This is a genomic window from Hydrogenispora ethanolica (assembly GCF_004340685.1).
GTDB classification, from domain to species: domain Bacteria; phylum Bacillota; class UBA4882; order UBA8346; family UBA8346; genus Hydrogenispora; species Hydrogenispora ethanolica.
In genome coordinates this window covers 1-20,698 of sequence record NZ_SLUN01000062.1, presented here as the reverse complement: position 1 = coordinate 20,698, position 20,698 = coordinate 1, and the positions used below count along the sequence as shown (strand labels likewise).

The following is a 20,698-nucleotide window of genomic DNA, read 5'->3' as shown; positions in this document are numbered from 1 at the left end:
GGCCTTTCTCTTTTTGTCAACTCTTGTTTAGATTTGGGCTTTATCCTTTAGCACACTATCGTTTGGCTCCGTTTTCTAGGTGCGAAAGTTGAGTATAAAATAAATGAGGAGATCCTGCCGCGTGATCAGGCTACATCGGAAGAACGGAAATGTCGATGATTTTGGCACCAACCACCAGATCATGCAGATGAACCGGAGGGATGGATTGCTATACAGCCGGAGATTGATAGACGTGATTCCGTTAGGTTGGTGGATCGACCGGGTGCGACAGGCGAGGAAAATGTATTGCCGTGATGAATTTATTTCTTCCAGGTGAGTTTTATAGCGATCCCGAAAAGCAATTTGCAAAAGAATTCCTGCCTTTGGGCGGAATTTTTTTTGGTAGTACACCCGGCATGGGCAAGCAACTAGGCGGTGAGAGATCGCTAAGGGCATGGTAGTGGGAACCATTAGCCAAAGGCAAGGGTGTCCATCGTGAGGAGGAACCTGAAGGAAGCCGGAGGCAAAGTCCTGGCCCGATGAACAAGAACCACATAGAAGACTGACTTGGGGTGGGTGAGTTTCTAAACAAAACAAAGCCCAACACTACACGGACCCCATCCAGTAAATGTGGCGGGAGATGGGATGAAAGTTCTTGCTCTTATCCGGGAGATCTGTGTGAGCCACAGACAAGAAGGATGAAATTCCTACAGTAGTTTGATTTGTGATTAATAATTTAAAACCTGGTATTGTAATGGTTGAAAATCCAGAGATGAATGAATTAAATGGGAACTGTAATAATATTATGTTTCCTAATATATAAATATGGTAATTTTTGAAGGAGAATACAATTTCCCGTAGAAAGAGTTTTCAAATTATTTTCAAATATTGGGATTTAAAAGGATTGATTCAACCAAGGATATCGCAAATTTAGTTGAATTCGCTTTGAAGGGTGGGTTTCCGAATGTTTTTTTTGCAAAAGACCAGGTTCATTCGGTTCATATTTTTAGGATGCATTCTCTGGGCCGTACTGATGAATATTAATATGAAAACTGTTCGCGGTGAAACTAAAACCTATATAATCCATAGCGATTCAACTGAACATACTCCTCGAAATGCACATTACTATATGTATATTCCTACCACGATGTCACCTGGAACTTATATTTGCCGAAATAATCCCTCAAACATTAATACAGAGAGTAGTCTGGTAATTAAACCGTATACATTTTGGGTCAAATATACTTACCACCTGGATAATCCTGATGAAGATGGAGTAAATAGCGCGGCCAGTTTGTCGATATCCGAATGTACCTCAACCGGGAGCGTTATTTCCGGAACAACTATTGTGAAACAGATTGGTCAGGGTGCAACAATAACGGATTATGTTGCTGTCAACCCAAATAGAAGTTTATTGTTTGATTTTTATACCGGGCAATGGTATTGGAAGAAGTGGACGGGGAGTCACCAAAATAGAGCATTCACAGGTTATGCCGAAATTTCTTATCAGTTTGATGAAGCGGCGCCGAGTCAGCCAACGGGAGCTTCACTGCCTGGTGTAAAACCGGGGAATCGCATCATACTACAAAAAGATGGCAAGATATACACCAGCAATGATGATGTTACTTTGGCCTGGAATCAAGTTGCGGATAACAAAACTAGTTTTGAAGGCCATGAAATTGGAACGGACTGGGCCAGCGAGTATTTAATGAATATCAATGACGTTGATACAGGGTGGTTTAGCGATACGCAATTGAAACTATCCAGTGTGAATTCAAATAGCCAAGGAACTTACCAGATTAAGCTAAAAGCCCGGGATTATGAGAAAAATGAAAGCCCTTACAGCGAACCAATTACTTTAGTTATTGACCGTTCCGTTGCCCAACCTTCTTTAGCCACCAATCCTATCCAAATCCAAAATAAACAATCGAGTGGTCAGGTTAAATGCGACATCATCTTTAAATGGAATGCCGTTACAGACATCACAGGTGTTAAGTATCAGGTGGCATTGAGTCAGTCAAGCACGCAACCCAGTGATTACGAGGTTGTCAAAGATATTACGGCCAGTCAGTATACCTTTAGTGACCGGGACTACTCTTCCAACACCTACTATGCCTATGTTCGAGCGGTTGATGGATTAGGTAATACCAGTCCATGGATAAAAAGTACCGGTTTTATTTTGACATCGCAACCGGCTTCCATCACTTCAATCCAAGCGAATTCGGAGTTGCGAAACGGTCAACCTTATTATGAAGTGATCTTAACGCTGGAAGAGGTTGACGCCGCAACTTATGTCATTCAACGTCAACGCGATGGAGAATCTAGCCGGGTGACTCTCGCGGAAAAGACCAAAGCGCAATTGGCTGCGGATGGCTTTAAGTATAATGATCATTCCAGCTTGGTCAAGCATGGCAGGTATACCTATTATATATACACCAAAAACAGTGTTGGCGCTCAATCGGGTGAACGAAGCAAGACCGTTACCATCGCCAATATTCCCGCCACAGTATCCATGGTTGACTCGAACGGCCAGTCCCTTCCGGCTCAATTGGTTATTAATCATAGCAACTACTCTTTTAATATCAGTCCGAAACAAGACGGTGAAGGCGATCAACTGAAATTTAGGGTCAAATATCAGACCAGTGATGGGTCAAAAATCTTATATAGCAGCGAATATAATTCATTACAGACGGGTCCGGTCACCATCAACATGACAGAAGGAACCTGGCTTTGCCAACTTGAGGTCGGGGAGTTTGTTAACGGAGTTGAATTGACCGATGCCGGTTATTCCCGGAAAACAACCATGACTTCGACGTTTTTAGTCGATTTGACCCCACCGCCGATTGCCGGTAATTCGCTGGTTTTGAAGTCATTGACTGGTTCTACAATATATGACACACAAAATAACCCCACCAACACCCGCAATGTTTTGGTGTCCTCGATCAACGTGAACGATAATCCCGGCGGCTCGGGAGTAAAAGGCATTTTTCTATGGAACGGAACTGGCACAACTCCACCGGTCGACGCCGTATATAAATCCCGTGCCGATATTCCCGCCAACATTCCTTGGACCCTACCGGAAGGCGATGGAATAAAAACCGTTAGTATGCAGGTCATTGATAATGCCGGTAATGCCACGTTGATTTCCTATCAGGTTAAATTGGATACCAGCCCACCGGCGGCCCCTGATAAAAGCGCGTTTCAACATACCACCTCGCCGGATACAATTAATTTTCAATGGAAAGTCAATAATACCAACGGAGATTTAACTCAGTTTCGCGGTCAATATGTTTTGCCGGACGGAACCGTTAAAGACTTCCAATCGTCAGCCATTACCAATAATAGTGTAGTCACAGGGAGTCTCGCCGTTGCGGTGTCAAGTTATGGTTCCAATCTTCCCGTCACTCTCAAAGTTCGTTCCATGGACAAAGCGGGAAATCAGTCACAGGAAACCAGCTATACGGCGTATACACGGGCCGCGTTGGGAACATTGCAGAATTTGAGCGGCGGCTACGACGGAAACTTAAAGCAACACTACTTAAAATGGCAACTCATTTCCAATCAAGGCGCCCAAAGCTATATTCTGGAGTATGGACAAAAAACCGAGCAAGGGTTTATCGCGACCGGCAGCCTGAATCCCGACACCAGCGCTATGATTATTCATTCAGGTTTAAGCCCGCATGCAACGTACCATTACCGGTTAGTGGCTTTTAACAAATCAGGCGACCGAACCGAAAGCCCGGTTTTCGACCGTCAAGTACCCAACACGCCCCCTACCGCGCCCGAGGCCCTCTCGCCGGTGACGTTTGCCCAAAGCGCCGTGGAGTTTAAAGTTAAACCGGCTACTGATGATGATGGCGATGCGCTCACCTACCATTTCTATCTTAAGGCGGGTAATGGAAGCTTTAACGAGCTAAGCGGCAATAGCGCCCAAGATCTTATTCACGGTCAAACTTATTCGTGGTACGTGGTGGCGGATGATGGCCAGGCCGATGGAAAAGTTTCCAGCCAGACTGTTCAGTTTTTGGTAGATAGCAATTCACCCGTATTGAGCGTTGAAAAGCCCCATGTTCCCTTTACCAACCAAAAACAGCTAACGATTACCGCGAGCGATGACCGGAGCGGAATCAGTAAGGTTACGTACAAAAAGATTGCTTCAGACACCAATGAAGTAGTGGCTGAAGGAGTTATCGAGTTAAGCAATTCGAACGATGGCAAGCAGAGCGGAATCATTCAACTTGGTGAAGGATCCTACCATTTGCATTTTACGGCTTGGGACCGAGCCGGGAATAGCACGGCCGTGGAAGTAAATAACCTTATTGTGGACCAAACTCCGCCACAGCTATCCAATCTGACTCTGGATCTCATTCAGGATAATGGCAAATATTTGACTGGAAACGGCAAATTGCCAGTGAAATTTGATGCGACTGATAGCTTTTCAGGAAATTGCAATTTACGCTATTGGATTATGGAACATCAAGGAGATTCGTTGGGAACGGGGCAGACCATCCCGTTGAGTTCAAATTTACGGCATTATACGCAAATGATCGATTTAAGTGGAACTACGGGTAAGGAATATTATCTGGCGGTGGCTGTGGAAGATCAGGCAGGAAATCGATCCACCGTCGCGTATTTAGGGCCGGTTATCCTGGATCTTACTCCGCCTCAAGTTACGCTGAACATTTCCGGATATAAAACCTATGGGGCAGGCAACTATCTTTCAGACCCAACCAGTCTCATGGTGGACTGTAACGCGGTTGATTCCGAGACCGGTATTAAGGATAAACAATTCGCCGTCCTGACCGCAAACGGAAATGAAGCGGTTTCTGGTTGGGGAACATTGGATTTGGTGAAGCAAGCTCGGTTAACCGCGGGAGAACGATATAAAGTGGCGGTCCGGGTGACGAATAAAGTAGGCCTGGAAGCTAGAGAAGAAAGCAATGAATTTATCTTTGATAATACGGCTCCTCAAAATCTAAGCATGAATGGACCTGACAATAACACGCTGGTCCCTGGCGAGCAGGTAGTATTTGCAGTGAAAGCCGCCGAACCGGAATCGATCATCACCGAATATCGATTGGCGATTGTGGCCGAGGGACCCGGAAGTCCCAAATTAACGGCGCAAGTATCAGGCAATGTTGATGGCTGGTTAGTCATGCATTCCAATGCTTCAGCGGTACAATTCCGGTTCGAACTGCCTCAAGGTTCGAATGGAAATTACTATCCACTCGTGCAAGTCGTTAATGCCGCGGGCCTTGAGAACGATTACCGAGGGGCTTCCTTTGCGTTGGATAACACTCAGGAACGACTGACGGTCAGTGACCAAGGGCCTTACACTCAGTTTTCGGACCGGTTGAATTCATGGTGGAAATACATTGGCAATCGAACCGTAACAGATTATCAATATCGCATCGTAGACGCGGAGAATCAGATAATCCAAGACTGGATCACGACTTTGGATACAACGGTTACGGCTTCCAACCTGAAGCTCCAGACCGGAAAGACATATCGTTTTGAAGTTCAGGTTCATTTTAGTGACGGCGGTTCACTCACCAATTCCAGCCCCGGCATTACGGTGGATGCGACCATGCCACAAATCATTCGTTTGGTTACCCCCAGCTATGCCACTGCGGCGAACCTAAATTTACAGTGGCAAGCAGATGATCAGGAATCCGGGATTGACAAGGTTTGGGTCGCTTTGGGCAATGATTATTATCAAACCGATGTCAGTGGCGGATGGATAGAAGTATCCGGGGGCGCGGCGCAGTTGACCCGGAAAACCAACGGCGATCCGATGAATTTAGAAAGCGGCAAACGGTATTATCTCACCCTACGGGTCGGCAACGGCGCCGGCCTTGTAACGGAGCAAGCCGCCCCAGGCATTATGATCGACAATACGGCTCCACCGGTTCCGGTAATCATCGATCAAGGATCCTATATCAACCCCAGTAAACAACCGCTGGAGGCGAATTGGATTTGGACGCCGGTCGATCCGGAAAGTGGACCGGTTTCCTACCAATGGACTTTAATTCCCTATGGCGCTGATCCGGATGGTGCAACCTGGAATGACGTTGGCCAGCAAACGAGCGTTTCAATCAATGCTCCCGGGCAATTTACGGATGGCGTAACCTATTATTTCGTGGTTAAGGCTACGAATCAAGCCGGGCTAACCAGAACCGGTTACAGTAATGGAATTACCATTGATAAGACCGCTCCAATCATTCCCAAGGTTACCTTGTTACAGGCGATTAACTTAGGTGATACCCGGGAAGCGGTTTATATCAAGGATACCAATAATCTGGAGTTACTCATCGATTCGTATGATTTAACGGGGATTCAGGCTTATGAGTATACGTATGGGAAACAAACAGAAGTTGACCAAAACGATCAGTCTTATACATCAACGGAGCCGCGTTTTACGGTAAACCCCATCATGAATGAGAATGAGATCACCGTTTTTAAAAGCGAATGCTCCGATGGCGCGCAAAACATATCCCAGCCGGGCTATAGTTCGGGAGTGATCCTGGATTCGGGCGCTCCGCAAATCGTCAATGTACGGGCCGGCGTATCCGGAAATAACTTATTATTGGATTGGGATGTCATTCCTTCCACTTCGCCGGTGGCTTTCTATGAATATGCCTTGGTAAAGGAGGCGGATATGAATACCGCCCCCAGCGCTTGGATCAATGTGAAGTTGAATCGCAGTCTGATTCTGGATGGAAAGGATTTGGCGGACGGCAACTATCGGGTCATCATTCGGGGTTGTAATGCAGCTGGAACTTACTCCCGCCGGCAAGGCCAAACTAACGAATGGGGAGTCAGCCCAAGGATTACCGTGGATCGTAAACCTCCGGTACTGGATAAGGACAAGTTTACCTATCCAAACTATGCAGCGGCGCAACTGGCGGTCAGTGTAACCGCAACGGATGACCTCTCGGGTATCGGCGGCTATCAATATGCGCTGGGGACGAAAGCCAATCCGTTGCAATTCAGCAACGGCTGGGTGGAGATAACGGGGGATACCGGCTTTATTCAATTTAATGTTCCAACCGGCCAGGTTCCACAAGGGTCGGAAGTCTACCTAATGGTTCGAGCCAAGGATAAGGTCGGTTTATGGTCTGAGGCCCTGGTCAGTCAAAAAATCCTCATCGATCATACGCCACCTTCGACGCCAAAGGTTCATTGTAACGGCTACACCACGAGCAAAACGCAGATTACCGGGATTTCATTTCAATCGACGGATCCGGATAGTGGCGTGACGCATTACCGGATGGGCGTAATGGCGCAACCCGGTCAAGATTGGCTTGTTATGAAAGAGTCTCCGATTGCCGTATTGGATGGGAAATTAAGCGACCTTCAGCTGGAAGAGGGAAAAATCTACTATGTCGGAATTCAGACCCGGAATGGAGCCGGGGAATGGTCGCAGATCGGGTATAGCCAACCCATTACGGTGGATACCATTGCTCCGGTTTTAAATTTTACCAAAGGCGAGAGCGTCATCGTGCTCAATCAGCCACCGGTTCATATCGAATATGCACTAAGTGAACCATCCAGCATCCAGTTTACTTTAACAGCTGCCAATGGTTCGACCCGGCAAGTGACAGTCACAGGTCAAACCGGAACCAATTTCTTTGTATTTGAAGAAGGGACCGTCGGGACCTACAATCTGACGGCCATACCGGTCGATCCAGCCGGAAACACTGGCCTATCGAAAATACAGTCCATTCGGGTCAATGCACCGCCACAGATTACTTTACCCACGGAACTTCGGACCACGCCGGGGGCGAGCATTAACTTCACAGCCAATGTAATCGATCCGGACGGCCAACCTGCGAACTATCAATGGAATCCTGGAGATGGCGGCGCTGTGTTGCTTGGGGTAAATCCAACTTACCACTATTCTAAGGTGGGCCAGTATACCTTGACCCTAACGGTAACGGATAACGATGGGGGAACAGCGAGTGCAACAACTATCGTGAATGTGGAAAACACCAGGAGCGGAAGGCTGTTTTCCGATGAGACGTGGAACGGGACCCATCATTTATATGGAGATGTGACAGTACCGGCGGGAATTACTTTAACGATTCAGCCGGGAACGCAAATTATTGTCGATGGGACTGCGGATACAGGGTATAGTCATTCGCTACTGGTCCAAGGGAATTTGGTGATTCAGGGCGGGGATCAGGGCGTATCTTTTGGTTCGGTTAGCGGTCGGGCCGGCGAATGGCAAGGAATTTACCTGGAAGGCCAAGCAAACTTGGACGGAATGACCATCCATCATGCCATCCGGGGATTGACAGTATCCGACGGCGCCTTGGCCCGGATAACCAACAGTGTTTTTGAGGACAATCAAGTGGGGGTGCATGTCTATGGCAGTATGCCCTCCATCGTGAATTGCACTTTCAAAAATAACGTATTTTATGGAATCAAGGAAGATGAAGGCGGCAGACCGACTGTTATAAACAGCCGATTTAGTGGAAACGGCATCGATTATTACCATGAAAATTTAACCGAGTTAACGATGGACCAGTTAAATCAGTTAAGCGGCAATAGCGGTAATGTCCATTATGAATGACGGATTCATGTAACGACATTAATCCTTTGTGTATATGATTACGAAAATAACGAACGCTTCACCGTTTTTTCGCAAATCATGTGGATTCAGATCATGTCGTTGCATATAGAATATTTTCGCGACAATTCGTGAGTATGAAATGGGGGAGCCGATCATGAAAGGGAAAAGCGGAGCCATTATTCTTACAATCCTTGCCTTATTCATCCTATTATGCATACCGGCTAGCGCCAGCGGATTAACTGTCATCCAGACCCGGAATGGTTTGGAAACCGATCCCAATCATCCGGCGAATTACCTAGTGGACCAAAGTCCGAATACATATTGGAGTTTAAAATCCGATGCCACACAGGGGTGGGCTGAGTTAGATCTGGATCAGCCGGCTCTGATTTATGGTATTAAGCTCAGCGGCAATTTGGGCAATGATACGGCATTGACCATCGAATATCAAGTCAATGAGCGTTGGGTGCCTTTTATCGCCGGGACTTTTACGCGATTGCCCGCCGATGGTTTGATCGATCTTTCTTGGGACCGGGTAGTCTCTGGGGCCGTCCGGATCCGGCTCAACGGAAGCGGAGCTTCCTCCAGTTGTCTGAATGAGATTGAAGTGTTAGGTCAAACCGCCGGTTCCGTTTTCCATTCCCTCAAACCCAAAAACATTACGGCTAGCAGCAGTACTTCCCCCAATACCGCGGCGGCCTTCTTGTGTGACGGCAATACTTATACCCGCTGGCAAACGAAAGAAGCAGCGACGCAAGGAGAGGTGGTATTTGAGTTTCCCGCCGTCGCAACGGTCAAAAACATTCATCTGTACTTTACCAGCGAAGCTCAAGGAAATTTTCGACTGGAAGCTTGGAAGAATAACGTTTGGCAGTCCATTGCAACAGTTAGCGACCAGCCGGAGGGTTGGTACCGTATCGATCTCGCCAACCAGAATGTTGTTACGGATAAAATAAGACTGAGCGTAAGCGGATTCTCGGGAATCTTGGGCGGAATCAGTGAAATCGAATTCTGGGGATGGGGAGCTTTCCCGGGTACTAGGCGGCAAGCCATTGGAAGCCAACTGCCGATTGCTATCGCGCCGTCCGAAGGTTCATCCGGGGCGGCTACTCCCGATGGGAAGCTTAAAATCCTGTCAAGTAGCGCCAATCCGAGTATGATCACCAACAGTCTGCAACATAATGTAAAAATATTCAACGCCAGTAACCAAAGCATCCGCTTGGCTGATATTAAGTTGCGGTACTGGTATACCAATGAAACCAAAAAGCGGCAGATTGCGAACTTGTATTGGTCCAACGTCGGCGCCCAGAATATCACCACTCAATTTGTCACGGTTGATAACAATGTGGACGCCGATACATATTTGGAACTTGGATTCACCGGAGCCGCCGGCAGCATTGCTCCCGGAAATTATGTCGAGATCAAACTGGGTATCAACGCGAATGACTGGTCCAATTATAACCAGCAAAACGATTTTAGTTTCAACTCCGCGACCGCGTATACGGAAAACTCCAAATATGGCGGGTATGTTGCCGGAAACCTTTCATGGGGCAGTGAACCGGGAGCCCGTCCCACGGTAAACCAGCAATCCTTGAACCTGCAATTTGAAAAAACGAGTCTGGATCATCCAACCGGCAGCCCGGTAGCGGATGGCCGTTTAAAAATATTGTACCAAAGCGCCAATTCCAATCCAAACACCAATTCGATTCAAGCCAGTCTGAAACTTTTTAATACCAGTCTGAATCCGGTCGATTTGGCGACTGTTAAAGTACGGTACTGGTATACCAATGAAACCAGGCAGCCGCAGATAGCCAATATTTACTGGTCCAATATCGGCGCCCAAAAGATTACCACCAATTTTACCGTAATTGATAATCAAAGCGGCGTCGCTGATACTTGCCTGGAATTCGGCTTCACGGGCGGGACCTTGGCTCCTGGAGCTTCCGTGGAGATCAAGTTTGGCCTTAACGCCAAGGACTGGTCGGGCTACAATCAAGCAAATGATTATAGCTTCGCTGCTATCGCCTATGATTATTATGAAAATCCGAAGATTACCGGAACGATTGCCGGCCAACTCTCATGGGGGGTGGAGCCGGGAACTCAACCAACCGATATCCGGGCCGATTACCGGTTGGAACTGGTATTCGCGGGAATTCTCACGGAGCCGGCCGTATTGGAATTGAACGGGACCGGGATGACGGTAAAGCCGTCTTTGACGCTGCGCGACCGGACCATTTACAGCATTCCGCTTTCCGGTGCCCAGCTTTGGGAAGGAACCAATTTTCTGCGGATTCGCCCATTCGTTCATGCGGTCACTCTGGAGAACGCCTTCATTGCTTATCGTTACTCCGGCGGGGAACAAACCATTCCGGTTTTGGGAAGCTTGAACGATGGCCTGCTTTTCACCGCGGCTGACCCCGCATCAGGCGAGTGGCAGCTGGAGCGGAAGATGCTGATTGAGAATGCGCTGGTCTTTACCGGCAATGGCAGCAACGCCAGACTGTTTGCCTGGATGGATGAAAACTGGGTGGAATTCACGAATCCCGAGTATTCCGCCTCATGGATACAGTTTAACGGTCCTGTAACCACGGACCGCATCAAGTTGGAAACCACGGGGCCGGTCGCAGAACTTCGAATGAACGGCAGCATTGCCACGGACCAGGCCCCGACGGTCCGGATTTTCCGGCCCAACAACGGCGAGGAACTTGCTCTTTCCGGCTGGTCCAGCCAAGAACTGCTCGGCTTTGTGGATAACCCCAAAGCGGTGGTTGATGTCAATGGGATCGCCGCCAGGTTGAACGGGCATTATTTCACCGTGCCGCTCGGCAAGACGGGTCTACAGTCCGGCGCGAGCGCGATCCTGACCGCCACGGCCAGGGATCCCGAGGGTAGAAAAGGCAGTGCCACGGTCACGGCTTTCTTGGGAAAATTCGCCGACGGCAGTCTGGATCAACCCGAGGGAATGGTGTATACGGACCAAAGCACCTTCACTATCAGCGGCTACATCAACCAGCCCAGCCAATACCGGGTGACCGTGAATGACGCCCCGGTGACGGTCAGCGGCAATCGCTTCCTCACCACGGTGATGCTGCAAGAGGGCCTGAATATCATCAAAGTTCAGTTTATCAATGCTCAAAATAATGCGGCCAAGACCTTTTACCGCCAGGTGTTCCGGTATAGCGGAACCGTGAGGTTGACGGTTCTCACGCCGGAGAAAGGGAGTTACCTGAATACTCCGGCCGCCAGGGTCAGCGGGACCGTCACCGGACTTTACCCTATGAAAGTGACGGTCAATGGGGTTCCGGCCACGGTCTCCGGGAGCGCTTTTGCGGCCACGGCCTCCTTAAACGAGGGAGCCAATCTGATCACGGTGGTTGCGACAGACGCGAAAGGTAACCATACGGAGCAAAAGATTACGGTATACCGGGATACCGTGGCCCCGGCGATCACCGACGTCATACCGGCTAATGGCAAGATCTTCGCCTCCGCCACGGTGGATGTCACGGCGCGGATCAGCGATCAGAATTCGATCTGGGTGACCATTGCCGGTCAAGTGGTTACCGGAACAGAAGGAGTGTATCGGGCCCAGGTCCATCTGCCGGATGGCGACCGGACCATTATCATCACGGCTCAGGATGCGGCGGGCAATATTGCGACCTATCAAGTGGAGACGTTAATTGACACGGTACCGCCGGCTGCCTTCACGCCGGCGGCGAATCCGGCCGGCTGGACCAATCAGAATAAGCCAACGATCAACTTCAGCACGACCGATGCGACCAGCGGTGTCGACCATTACGAGATCAGTCTGGACGGCGGGGAAACCTTGGCAAGCGTCACCGGATCCTCCTATCCATTTACCGCCGCCATTCCTGACGGCGAACATACGGTTCGCGTGAAGGCGGTCGATAGAGCGGGGAATGCCACGACGGCCGAGGTGAAGGTGTACATCGACACCACACCGCCGGCGATTCCCGCCGGTTTTGAGGTGATCTCGGGAATCAACCGGGCGATTTTGAAATGGCAAGGTGAAGACCCCCGTGGGGAAATCGTCGGTTACCGGATCAAGCGGATGCCGGTCTTTGCCGGGGACAGTGTGAAAGAGCTGACCCGCGCTTCCGATATGTCGGATTTGAGTCAATTCGTTGATCAGGAGGTAGTTGCGGGGGCCCGTTATACCTATGCCATTCAGGCGCGGGATCATGGCGGTAATTATAGCCAAGACACTGCGACAATCACGGTGACGGTCGGGGTAAACAGCCAAACCATCACTCCGGATGGCGGCACCGCCAAGTTTGACAATTGTGAATTGACCGTGTCCGAAGGGGCCATTCCGGCGCAAAGCCAAATTGTCGTCCGGCAAACCAGCGCCGCGTTACCGGATAACAGCCTGTATGCCACGCAGATCAGTCCGGCTTATAGTTTTACCTTGCAGGATCAGAGCGGAGCGGAACTCGAGACGCATTTTGCCGGACCGGTTACCTTGACAATCCATTATGGCGATCTGCAATTACCGGCGGGATATGAACCGGAAGACGTGGGGATCTATTGGTACAACAAGGTTGCCGGCTATTGGGAGAAGCTGGATTATGCCCGGAACGATTTTATCGATAAAACCATAGCGGTGCAACTGAAACATTTCTCCGATTACCAAGTGATGGCCTCGAAGTACGTTTCGCCTTCGCTGGATTCTTACTATCATATGGGGGTATCTCCTTTCCTCGCTTATTTCCAGGATAACGTGGAATCGGTCTCTCCGGCCGGCGGCAGTCTCACCCTTAATGCCACGGATTTGAAGATCCCCGGCCGGGCCGGTAATGGGCTGATGATTCAAAGGATTTACGATTCAGCGTCGGCTTTGCAAGAGGGGATGATAGAGGGTAATTCCAAAACTTACCGGAAAATCCCGGTGGACATGTTTGGCCATGGCTGGTCACTCGGCATCCCCTGGATCGAAGAGACGGATAAAGGAAAATTCATCCGCCTGCCCCAAGGGCAGACGGTCAAGATCGAACTGGATTCCGGGAACCGGTTTGAATATCATGAAGGCATCCATTTTGTCATGCAAGGGACGTCCCATTTACGAATGAATGACGGGACGCAATACCAGTTTGACAGCTCCGGGAGAGTCATCCGTCAAACCGACGCCGGCGGCAAAAATGAGGTAAAGTATGAGTACAATGGCCGGGAGATCACCCGGATCACCGATTCGGTAGGGCATGTAATCCGGTTTGAGTATCAGACCGTCGGCTCCAGACGGGTCATCGCCAAAATTACGGCGGGAAACCGCGCGGTCAACTATAGCTATCATCCATCGGGAACGCTAGCGGAAGCCTATGACCCATCGAACCCGGATAAAGATCCCGGCAAACGCAAAACGAGTTATCAATACGAAACGCATACTTTGGAATCCGGAGTCTCCAGCAAAGAAGAGAACAAGATCTTCTCCTATACTGTGAATCTATTGAACGCCATTGTCTACCCGACGGGGGAAAAATCAACCTATACCTATGAATTAAGAAATCAAGAGTACCGTGAAAAAATCGAGAAAAAGAAATTGTTTGGTTTGGTTAAGATTACCAATAACGTCAGATTCGCCGGGACGAAGGTTCTGGTTCAAAAGCACCTGGTTGCCGGGAAGGAAACCGGTTATTCCTACCAGATGAATAATGTGGTCGGTTCATTCGAACATGGCAATTTTGCTCCCGCCTTTACTTATATGCTGAGTTGTCAGGTTCGCGGGGGCGATCGGGTCAATCGTTTCAATTTTCAGCAAATTGAAGGATCGAGCTTAGTGAATATTCCGGGGGACGCCTCCAATTATAACGGACCGTTGCCGGTCATGAATGAAACGACGATTGGAAATAACCAACCGGTGGAGCAGATCCTCTATCAATATGATGTCCCGCTGCGGGCGGTCACCCAGGAAGAACATTACCGGGGCGGGCTTTTGGCTTACCGGGTCACCAGTCAGTACGATGCCTGGGGCAACGCCACTTACCGGTCGGATGGCAGCCGGAATCTGGAGGAGTCTTTAACCTACCATTCGCATGACCTTATCAAGAATCTGCCGCAACAGTTGGTCCGCAAAAACCATAATCCGTTAAAGAATACTACTACGGCGGTTACGACGACCTATCAGTACGATGAGCAACTCGGCAAACCGCTGACTGTAACCGTGAATGACGGCTCCGGGGAGCGGGTGACCCGGTTTACTTACGACGATCAGGGCAATGTCAAGACCAAGATCGAGGAGTTCAATGATAACTTAACGACCGAGATCTTTTACGACGATCGGTATCAAGCCTTTCCGGTGAAGCAGATCGTATACGGCGTGCGCGACGCCGACGGCAACCGCTCGGATCTGGTGACAGAGGCCGGATACGACACGGAAACCGGCCTGAAGCAATGGGAGAAAGATGCCCGGGGGTTCATAACCCGTTACGAATATGACCCATTGAACCGGGTTACCCGGGTGACGGCGCCGGACGACGACGGCGACGACTCCAATAATCCCTACCGGGAATATATCTTCCATGACGATACCAACCGTTGCGAATTCTATAACGAGCTCCGCCAGAAGACGCTGTTTCAGTTCGACGGCCTGGGCCGGTTGACGGATGTCGTCAAAGACAGCTCATTGTATCCTGATGGAGTGAGGACGAGTTATCATTATAATAATCTTGGCCAGATCGACCAGGTGACCGATGCCCGGGGCAATGTTACGGCATATGTGTATGACGGCCTGAACCGGGTGGTTAAAGTGACCTATCCCGGCGGCGCTTCCGCCGCGCTCAGTTATGACGACGCCACCAACACGGTCACAGTGACCGATGAGAACGGCGGCGTCGTCATCGAACAGAGCGACTGGGCCAACCGCCTGATCCGGGCCAAGCAGTACGCCGCCTACCAAGGCGCTACCGATATCTATACCTGGCAGTTCGTTTATGACTCCCTGGGGAATAAGCTCCGTCAGAGCGACCCGCAGTCCGGACAGACGGATCAGGAATTCGACGCTTTGGGACTTTTACGCTCCGTCCAAATGCCGGCCGCGCCGCTGATGCTGCCCGGAGCCGAAAGTCCCGGCGAGTACCGGCCGGTTTTAAGCTATGAGTATAACGCGGCCGGTTTCAAAACGGCGGAGATCAGCGCCAATGAGAACGCCAAGGGGACGGCGGACAAGAATAAAACCCATTATGAGTACGACCAACTGGGCAGGCTGATCCAAACCAGCACCGGGGCCAAGGATGTCTTCACCGGTCAAATGGTCCAGAGCGTCACCAAGAACTACTATGACGGGGCCGGGAACAAAGTGAAGACCGTCGACGCCAACGGCGGGGTTTGGGAGTATGCTTACTCGGCCCGGGGCTATTTATTGAGTGCAACCGATCCGGCTGGGAATACCAGCCGTTATCGATACGACGCCCTGGGGAACAAGATCGCCGCGACCGACCCCAGAGGGGACGGAACGGACGGCAGCTTTACCACCTGGTATCGATATGATGACCTTAACCGGCTGTGGAAGACCATCCTGCCGGACAAAACGCCCGGGGATCCGGGCGACAATCCGGTTATCGAGCTTACCTATGACGAGAACGGCAATAAGCTGACCGAGAAGGATCCCAACGGCGTGGTCACCAGTTATACCTATACCGCGCGGAACTGGGTGGAGACGGTCAGCCAGAACGGGCGGCTCAAGGCGAAATACGTCTACGACGCCAAGGGAAACCAAATCGAGATCCGCGACGCCTTGGATCACCGGACCCGCAAAGAGTACGATTCGCTGGGGCGGGTGCGCAAGGTGACCCAAGAGGGAACGCAGCAAATTACCGAAACCTACCGCTATGATCCGCTCGGCAACCGGACCGCCCTGACCGACGGCCGCAACAATACCATCGAGTATACGTATAACGGCCTGGGGCAGCTCACCGGGGTGACGGATCCGCTGCGGAACCTGACTCAATACCGTTACGATCCCAGCGGCAATCAGGTTCAAATTATCGCCCCGAACCAATTGGTCACCCGGTACCGTTATGACGAAATGAACCGGCTGGCGGAGCAGATTGATTCCCTGCAACACGCCACCCGCTACAGCTACGATCCGGCGGGGAACCGGCGGCAGGTCAGCGACCCCCGGGGCACGATCTGGCAATATCAGTACTATCCCAACAATCTGGTGCAACGGCTCGAGCTGAGCGGCGCGGACGGGACTCACTACGAGGTGGAATATACCTATGACGCAGCCGGGAACCGGATCGAAGCCCGGGACTCCGGCAACACGGTCCGCTATAACTATCAGGACGGAATGTATCAGGCGGATCCGTTAAACCGGCTGAATGCGGTGGAGCGCAGCTTCGACGGGGCCACTTACCGGACCGCCTACCAATACGATAAAGCCGGACTGCTGACGCGGATCAGGTACCCCGAAGCCAAGGAATGGCTCCAGTACCGTTACAATGAGCTGAACCAGCTCAGCGAGGTCGCCGGCTTCACCGCGCCCCAGGGCATCTCCTACGACGCCAACGGCGCCTTAACCCGGCTGACCTATGCCAACGGAGTGGCGGCCAGTTATCAATATGACAACAACAACCGTTTGTCCGACTATCAGGTAAAACTGGCGGGAACCGCGTTGCTCACCCAACGTTTTACCTATGACGGGGCCAATAATATCACGGCCATCGCCGAGAACAAGGCCAACAAGACCTTTGATTACGACGCGGCCAACCAATTGACCCGCTCGATTACGACCGGGGCGTTTTTGGAGCAGGAGCCGACGCCGGGCAGTTACGGCCTGAAAGTGGACGATCGCCTGGGCGCGTCCGGGATGGATTTCACGCCGGTGCTGAGCGGAATGATGGGACTGGACTATAGCGCCTCCAGTATCGGGATTGATTTTGGGACGGTGGCTCCGGGGGTCAAACAACTGCAACTGATCCCCGCTAAGAGCGCCCAGACCCACCGGCTGGTCGAGAGCAGCCTGGATCTGTACGCGTCGACGGACAACCGGACTTACCGGCTCATCCCGCGCGACGGCTGGGAGTTTGCCAAAGACGACCGGGGAGTGGTGACCATACGGTTGAAAGAACGGCTGGCGACCCGGTTCCTGAAGGTCCATGTGAAGTTCGACGACAGAGATAACCGCTTCACGGCGAAAAATAAGGCCACCTTCCTTAACGAGCTGGCCAAGATCCTCCGGGTGTACCAGGAGGCGACCTCCCGGACGGAAGAGTTTGAATACGACGCGGCGGGGAACCGCAAGCTGCAACGGATCACGCTGATCCAGACCGCGAAGTACGATTCGGTCTATTATGCCCATTCGAACCTGTTGAAGACCGACGGGAAATACGCGTTTGAATACGACGCGGCGGGGAACCTGGTCGCGAAAGGCAACCGGTTCACGATTCAGGGGGATAAGGTTACATTTACCACCGCCGGGGACGAGGTGGAGTATTGGCAGTATGAATATGACTTACTAAACCGGTTGATTCGAGTACGTAAGAATGGTACGATGGTCTCAGAATACGGCTACGACCCGGACGGCTTGCGGGTCGTGAAAAAGGCCAAAGGCGAGACGACCCATTATATCTTTGAAGGCACGGAACCGATCTTTGAAAAGCGAATCAAACAGAACCAGATCCGGTCCTATGTCTATGCCTTGGGTCGGCACCTGGCGCGAGTGGACGGAGCGATCGGGGATACTACGGCGAAAGAGTATTTCTATCACACCGATTACTTAGGCTCGGTCCGGGCGGTCACCGATACGGCGGGCAAAGTAGTCTACAACGCGGATTATCTGCCTTTCGGCAGCCGCCATGGCGAGAACGGTGACTTTGATGAGGAACATGGATTTACCGGGAAAGAGTATGATCCGGACACGGGGCTGTATTATTTTAATGCCCGGTGGTACGACAGTGAGCTAGGGCGGTTTATCTCGGCTGACCCGGCGGCGGATCCGCAAAATCCCAATCTCTACAGTTATTGCGGGAATAACCCGGTGATACGGAGCGATCCCAGTGGACAGGTATTTTGGGAAGTATTATCAGCCCTGGTAGTATCATATTTATATCACGCAGTCGAAGCGGGAGTGAATGCCTATAATAACGGTGGGAGTTTCTGGGAAGGTTTTGGTTATGGCATGGATCATGGCTCGTTTCAAGTGTCGATTAACTTTGGTAATGGTCAAGTACCTACTGTTGGGAGACCAAAGGAGCCGGAAATTTCAGAGTTATATTATCCTGATGAATATGTAGGTGATATAGATAATTCATATATAGATATTTCCCAAATGCCGAATGGACCGATGCTTGCGAGTAATAGTTTCTTTGTTAATATGCAAGCACAAGAAGCTTTAAAATCTTTTAGTAAATCGTACGATAGAGATGCAGCAGTTGATTATGCACGTAAATGGGCTAGGGACCCTCATAATCCCAATAATAAAGAATATGGAAACCCAGATTATCAATTAAGAAGGGGCATTTCAAGATTTTTAAAAGGTTATTGGCAAGATTGCACCAATTTTGTTTCTCAAGTATTGTATGCAGGAGGAATACAACAAACAAAAGAATGGTATTTTAACATCGGGAAGTATGATAGATGGGGAAGTCAAAATAGTCGTTCTTCGAGTTGGACAGTGGCTTCGGATTTTGGAGATTGGTTGCGAAATAAATCGGATATTGTCGCAAACGAGTATCAGTTACATAGGGGATTTAATTTATCTGATGTACAACAGCTTTCTACGCAAGTAAAAAAGGGAGATCTTATTGGGTGGTCTTATGATAAAAACGGGAAAGATATTCATCATTGGGGAGTGATAACAAAAGTAGAGAATGGGAAAATATTCTATGCTGGTCATACAAATCCTCGTTTAGATAGTCAATTTTCGATGTGGACATTTGAAATATTTGACCAATCTGCGGTTATCATTCATATAAAGGATGTGATCCCATGAAGAATAAAAGTCTATATAAGGGAGTAATAATATTGACAATATTTATTTTAATTGTTTTCGTTTTTATTCTTAATGGGTATCTTACGGGATTTAAGATCTACAATGCTGTAAAATACGCTTTTTTGACAAATGAAGGATATAATAGTTACATATCTAAATATATGTCAAATGAAATTTTTGATGAGTTTAATCATGGCCATTATTTTGACACGAAAGTACCAATCAAAAAATATTTAAATTTATCTTTGCAATTTTCAATTACTGATTTTTTTCGAAATGGTATCATATGGATGAAATATACGTTTGAAATAAGAGATAAAAACGATAAACTGATATCAGGTTCAACTGGCATACAAATGATTCTAATATTAAAAAAAGAAGGAGAATATTGGAAAATAGTTCGAGTGTTTGAATCTCCGTAATATTTAACAAACTAGAACTTTATTTTAAAATTAATCGTTTAATAATGCAATTATGCTTGGACTTCAACTTTTAGCACAGTGATAGAAGCTGTGCCTTTGTCGTATTGCGTAACATGGATAGATAGCCCATACATTTTTGAAGGTTCCAGCAAATCCACAGATAAAAACGTGTCCATCTCATGAGGTTATTTAATGAAAAAAACATTGTGGATTATTGTTGCAATTATAATAAGCGGTTTATTTATAAGTCATAGTTATTCACAAGGAAATGTTGCTATCTTAATATATGAAACCTATTTTAAAAATGTAGTTCGAATTAGTATTATTAATGCTGCTTCAAGTGGCAATGAAGATGAAGATATTGCTAGCATTGAACAACTTAATATTATTAAAAATGAAATGAGAAACATTGTTATTATAAAAAAATATACCAATAACCCGAATTATGGAGGAGCTTTTAAAAACAACAATTTTCGGTTGATGTGTATAACTGTTAAAATAAAAGAGAAAAAGCATAAAGTTAGAGAGATATTATATTCTACCCACGATGCTGTTATGATAGCACGTGAAGACGATATATTTCCAGATAAAAAACCTCAAAAATTCGGAGAAAAAATAGCGGTGTATGAATTTAAAATTCCTCCAAGAGTTAACGATCTTATAAAACAGTGTGAAAATCGCTTGCCAAAAGAAGGCTTCTACTTCAATACTTGGACAGAAAAATTTTAACCAAGGTTAAAACCATTACCAGAAATATTGGCCACAATACTCAAAAGTCAC

4 protein-coding genes are annotated in these 20,698 nt (G+C 48.9%); all 4 read left to right on the top strand.

The features are described from left to right. The first annotated feature begins 943 nt into the window (after positions 1–943). The 4 genes from EDC14_RS25705 (at position 944) to EDC14_RS25690 (ending at position 20,647) form a co-directional block, all read left to right on the top strand. Positions 944–8,554 carry a PKD domain-containing protein gene (locus EDC14_RS25705; protein WP_132018011.1) on the top strand — a complete coding sequence of 2,537 codons (7,611 nt, stop codon included), beginning with the start codon at positions 944–946 and terminating at the stop codon, positions 8,552–8,554. A 154-nt stretch (positions 8,555–8,708) separates the two neighbouring features. After that, entirely contained in the window at positions 8,709–19,496 is a 10,788-nt protein-coding gene (locus tag EDC14_RS25700) for a cellulose binding domain-containing protein (RefSeq protein WP_165908330.1), read from the top strand. Beyond that, the gene (locus EDC14_RS25695; protein WP_132018005.1) at positions 19,493–19,918 is read left to right on the top strand and encodes a hypothetical protein; all 426 of its coding nucleotides are present in this window, start codon (positions 19,493–19,495) and stop codon (positions 19,916–19,918) included. The genes EDC14_RS25700 and EDC14_RS25695 overlap by 4 nt, the downstream gene beginning before the upstream one ends. 192 nt (positions 19,919–20,110) lie before the next feature. Beyond that, complete coding sequence (locus EDC14_RS25690) at positions 20,111–20,647, top strand: hypothetical protein (protein WP_132018002.1); 537 nt, start codon at positions 20,111–20,113, stop codon at positions 20,645–20,647. Positions 20,648–20,698 lie beyond the last annotated feature (51 nt).